Source organism: uncultured Campylobacter sp. (assembly GCF_937997465.1).
Taxonomy (GTDB): Bacteria; Campylobacterota; Campylobacteria; order Campylobacterales; family Campylobacteraceae; genus Campylobacter_A.
In genome coordinates this window covers 1-5,052 of record NZ_CALKTQ010000255.1, presented here as the reverse complement: position 1 = coordinate 5,052, position 5,052 = coordinate 1, and the positions used below count along the sequence as shown (strand labels likewise).

Sequence of the window (5,052 nt, the reverse complement as noted above, 5' to 3'; positions counted from 1 at the left end):
AGCGACGAGGACAAAAGGCGCTGGAAAATTTACGAAATCCCGATCATCTCCATCGCCAAAGACGAGGTCGGCAATGTAATAACCCAAAGCGTAGTCGCGCTCGCAGTGGCCGTGCAGATGAGCGGCTGCCTAGATACTGAGCTAGTTAAACGCGTAATGCTCTCAAAAGTGCCTAAAAAAGTCTATGCTGAAAATGAAAAAGCATATGAGCTTGGAATTAAATACGCCAAAATTTGCATAGGAAACGACAAATAAAAGAGTGACAAAATAAGATAGATTAAGTATCATTTCGTTATAATTCAGGTATTAATTTATTTGATTTTAAGGAGAACGAAATGAGCGTTGGTATTTTTTACACGACGACAAAGGGGCACACAAAGAGCGCGTGCGAGTATCTAGCGGGCAAAATAGGAGCACAGCTAGTTGATGTAAAGAGCGCTGGGGCGGAGGATTTTGCTAAATTTGACGTTATCATCGTGGCGGCACCTAGCTACGGCGACGGCGAGTTGCAGTCTGATTGGGCGGAGAAACTGCCGCTTTTAAAAGCCGGTAGTAAAGGCAAAAAGGCTGCCATCGTAGCTATCGGAAATCAAGCCAATCACCCGCAGACGCTTTTTAGCGGCGCCGTGGATTTTCTGCCGTATCTAAAAGATGCGCAAATTTTTGGCGCTAGCGACGTGGACGGATATAAATTTAACCACTCAGCGTTTTTTGTAAACGGCAAATTTATCGGCCTCGCGCTTGACGTTAAGGGCGATGAAAACTACGCAAAACGCATCGACAAATGGGTCGAGGAAAATAAGCCTACTATCTTAAATTTATTCTGATTTTCTTGCCGCCTTGCCTAAAACGGACAAGGCGGATTTTTTATACTTGATGCAGCAACGGCGGCATAGTTTGTACTCCCCCTCTTTTTTGCCTGATTTCAGTTTGCGTATAAATTTAACTTGCAGTAACGGCAAAATAACGCCTGGTACGGTAAAATCCCAAATAAGCTCAAACGGTGCAAACGGGCTATTTTGCAAAAAAAACAAAAAACTCGTATGCGTTAAATTTGCTCGATATTTTTAAATTTAGATTTTATGTAAGCAAGTAAATTTAACTTTTAACCGTGTTGCCGCATCCTAAAATCCAGCTAAATTTAGACGGTAAAAGCTCGGTATATTTTTCGCATTTATAACGGTTAATTCAAAATTAAAAGCTTATAAATTTAAAGAGTAATAAAAACGGGGCCAAATTTAGCCCCTTTTAGTTTTAAGTTTAGCTTAACGTTGTGTATCCGCCGTCTACGTCGCTAAATCCTGCACCGTAAGCTACGCCGGAGATTTTGACTAGAGTGTCGCTGCCTTCTTGATAGCCTTCCACGCCGTCTGTATTTAGCGCCAGATATGCATTAAATTTATCCGCTCCTACGTTTTCTAAGAAATAAGTGCCTTCTCCGTTTTTCAAATTTGCGAGCTTTTCCGTCAAATTTGACGAATCCGTGCCGTCTGCGGCCTTTGAAATTTTTGCGATATTGTCAGGTAGTTTGATTTTTTCGTTTTTTGATATTTTCATCATACCTATGCCTGATTCTATCGATATCTCTTTTTGATCCGGATTTTGGGCGATAGTTTCTTTGACGTCAAATTCCTCTTTGCTCAAAAACGATCCGTTATTTCCCTGGGCTTTTGAGATGAGAGTTATTTTATCCGAGTTTATATTTTCATAGATTTTAAACGTCGTTTGCGTATCTCCGATATGGGCTACGGCTTTTTTATCTAGCGCTTTGTCGGTTATAGTCGCAGTACCTTTAAGTCCTTTTGTTACCTCGCTTAACGGGCTTAGATCCCAGGGCTTAGATAAATCCATCGTAAGTGGCGATTTTGTCGTTAGCATCGAAGCGTCGTTATCTGAGCTAACGTCAAATTTTACCGTTTTATTGGCATATTCTGCGCTTGTTATTGTAGCCGATTTTATCTGTTCGTTTTCGTAGGTTACGTCTACGGTTTTGTCGTTTTGACTGTACGAAGTGTCTTGCAATACCTGCTTTATTAGCTTATTAGAATCGTCGTAGGTTTTTGTGACGGTTTGGATGACTCTTCCGCCTTCATTATTGCTTAGGGCTTTTACGATCTCGACGTTTGGAGTAGATTTGTCTATCTCGTAGACCTTTGCTCTAGTTTGCCAACCGGTCGTATTTAGCACCTTTTCGTTTTTATCAAAAAATACTCCTTGTGCAAATTTAAATCCACTATTTTCATCTTGTGCTTTTTCAAAAACGATTCGATATGTTTTTTTAGCCGCCATATCTTCGTATTCCCAGCTTGTGGCCTTACCGCCTTCTACGTTTTGAGCTATGGCGTTTTCGAAGCTAGACGGATTAGGAACGGTAAAATCAGGCGTTAATTTCTTATAAATCGAAGTTGCGCCTTCTTTTATCTCTGTAAAGTAGCTTCTAGATTCGACATCTTTTACCTCTATCAAGGTATCACTATCCTTTTGATAGCCCTCTACGCCGTCGGTATTTAGCGCCATATAGGCATTAAATTTATTTTCTCCTACGTTTTGCAAGAAGTACTGTGCCTTACCGACTCCGAGCGTAGATAGTTTTTCCTCGATATTTTGCAGATTTACGCCCTCTTGCGCTCTTGTTAGCTCGGTGATGTTTGATGGAAGCGTGATTTTATCTTGAGCATTGTCTAGTACCGCCATTTTTGCGCCGTTTGATAGATTGTTCGTGTCAGTGTTGATGCTTATTTTTTTCAAATTTGCATTTTCTTGTAGGGTCTGGGCTATATCGAAAGTATCGACTCCATAGCTGCTATTGACCGTATATGCAGCCTTTGACACTAGCGTTACGTCGTCTGAGTATCGTCCGTCGTACGCTCGGTAAACTACTTCGTCTTTTCCGATATCGGCGGTCCATTTCGTATCTAGCGCGCTATCTGTTACTGTGACTTTGCCTTTGTAGTTGAAATTCGGCGCAAGAGGGCTTAGATGCTCGGGCGAGCTTGCGTTTAGATACAACTTGCCTTTGTAGTCCAGATTTTCGCTATCTTTACTGATCTCGAAGTTTATATCGGTATTTGCGTATTTTGGATCGGTTTTGCTAGCATAGCTTAGTTTGCCGTCCTCGTAGGTTAGTGTGAGTTTTTGTCCGTCGCTTCTTTCTAATATTTTTTCTTCCAGTACGCCTTTGTCGTCAAATTTATCTCTAGTGACGTCGCCTGTTTTTGAGACGCTAGGCGTGTATTCTTCGGTTACTTTGTAGCCGTCTTTTTCGTAAATTTTATAAGCTTTGATCTTGTAGTCTTTGATCATATTTTCGCCGTTATAAAATTTGCCGTCCGGCATATCGACTTTTATATCCGAGCTCTCAGGCCGAGCGTCTCTTTTGCCAAATTCTATCCTATACGTTACGCCCGTCGTGTCGTTTGAGTATTCCCAGGTAAAGGCCTTGCCGTCTTTTACGTCGATCGGTTTCATGTCTGCTTTGCCGGTTTGCTCATTGACCTCATACACTCCGTTATCTTTGTCGTCCATAGATACTACGTCTTTTACGGCGTCGTATTGTGCTTTTATGAAATTTATCTTTGCATTATCCGTGCTATCTAGGGTTTTGATGCTATCTACGTGAGATTTTATATACTCAAAATGCTTAACGATATTTGCCGAAGTATCTTTTATTACAAATTTATCGCCATTTGCTTTTTTGTCTTTTAGCGCTATAAAGGTAGCGATATCTAACGTAAAATCTTTACTATCGTCTATGAAAAATTTCTCTACCGAACTGCTTTGTATCAAATTTAGATGATCGCTCGTTGCACTTTGCAGCCAAATTTTACCTTCGGAAATTTTATTTAGTAGCGTCGTAGTAGCTTTGCTGGCGTCTAGCGTAAAGCTGCCGCTAAATTTGATAGATAGGACGTATTTTAAATTTGAGGCGATTTTGACTATATTATTTTGTATATTTCCGGCTTCGTCTTCTATGATAAACGATGTGTTTTCGTCGGTAATACTTGCAGCTTTTTCCAAAAACGTCTTAACGTCGGTTTTTTCGATGATAGGATCAGGGTCGGGTTTTGGCTCTGGAGTAGGGACATAATCTTTATCGTAGTTTGGAAATTGACTTTTTATCTCGCTTTCGCTTTTTCCGGTTACTTGCGATATTACGGCTATTTTATCGTTTTTGCTTAGCGATTCGTCTAGTTTTGAGCCATCTAGCGTCAAATTTGATTTGTTGTTTATGATGATGTTTTTTATATCCTGAGCGGAGGATGTAGCCGTTACGGCGTCGTTTATTTTTAAAAAAGAATTTAAAGCTGTTTTTATATCGCCGTCCGGTACGTCTTGCACGCTATCGGCAACGACGTTTGATGCGATGATTTTGTTTATCAGCGTTTTATGTGCGTCTCTGGTGGCAGTATCCGAGCTTTGCGCATGGACCGGATTTAGCGCTGCTTTTAAAATTTCGCTTACGACCTGTCCTCTGTCGTTTGTATTATTTAGCATGTTTATCCAGCCTGCTTTTCCACCGATATCGGTATTTTCATCCTTGTTTAACAATGTTGCATAAATATGCTTGATGAAATTTTCGTTGCTCTCCAGGCTTTTGCCGAAAAATTCCTTCGACGCCGTCGTATCCAACATAAAATTTGCAACGTTGGATAAATTTAAATTTTTAGCGTTTGCCGATTTTAGCCAGGCTTCATTACCTGCGCCTTCGCTAGATCTGCCAAATAAGGCAACATAAAGTCCTGAAATTTGTGACTTGGTTAAAGACATTTTCACACCTTTAAATTGTATTTTTTAAATATACGTGTGGAATATTTAAAATTTTATTATTATATAGAATAAGTATAAAAATAAAACTTAATATTTTATGAAATATCAGCTACAAAATATGGAACTTTAGGCGTGAAGCTTTTGTATTTTTATGCGTATTAAGTAATAAATTTTGAGTTTTTGAATTATCAAAATAGATAGATGAAATTTGTGTTAAAGCGGAGTTTTGAAAAAGGACGCGGGAGTAAAGCTCGCGGCTTCACTTCCCAAAAAGTTTCTTTATAG

3 protein-coding genes are annotated in these 5,052 nt (G+C 39.8%); 2 read left to right on the top strand and 1 reads right to left on the bottom strand.

Going from position 1 to position 5,052, the window contains the following annotated elements; translation table 11 throughout:
- Together Q0546_RS08435 and Q0546_RS08430 are read left to right on the top strand one after the other, a co-directional pair.
- The coding region (locus Q0546_RS08435; protein ID WP_298792151.1) for a 2-oxoacid:acceptor oxidoreductase family protein at positions 1-255 on the top strand (255 nt) is incomplete at its 5' end.
- A gap of 80 nt (positions 256-335) precedes the next feature.
- Positions 336-827 (top strand): flavodoxin domain-containing protein, encoded by a 492-nt coding sequence (locus Q0546_RS08430; protein WP_298792149.1) that lies wholly within the window; start codon positions 336-338, stop codon positions 825-827.
- Between the two features lie 433 nt (positions 828-1,260).
- On the opposite strand, the gene Q0546_RS08425 is transcribed toward Q0546_RS08430, so the two are convergent.
- The gene (locus Q0546_RS08425; protein WP_298792147.1) at positions 1,261-4,767 is read right to left on the bottom strand and encodes a hypothetical protein; all 3,507 of its coding nucleotides are present in this window, start codon (positions 4,765-4,767) and stop codon (positions 1,261-1,263) included.
- Positions 4,768-5,052: the final 285 nt, after the last annotated feature.